At 68.3% G+C, this 249-nt stretch carries 1 protein-coding gene; it reads right to left on the bottom strand.

Annotated features, from left to right (window positions below):
- The coding region (locus AC0L3B_RS39990; protein WP_473383470.1) for a hypothetical protein at positions 1–210 on the bottom strand (210 nt) is incomplete at its 3' end.
- Positions 211–249 lie beyond the last annotated feature (39 nt).

Here is a 249-nt window from a genome sequence, read left to right on the forward strand (position 1 = left end):
GCGGCCCACCGAATTGGCCAGCACGTGGCTGACATACAGCGTCAACGGCAGGCAGATCAGGGCCGGGATGGTGTAAGGCAGCACATACCCCAGCACCCCCAGCAGGCGCCCGCGCCGCCGGAAAAACTCACGCTGGCACAAGCGCCGCACGGTCAGGCGACCCAGTAGCGTCAGCACCGCAAAGGCGCCGATCCACACGGCCGACAGCAACAGGAAATCCCCCGCCACGCTCCACGGCGAGCGCTCGGC

Source organism: Bradyrhizobium sp. Kon56 (assembly GCF_055807635.1).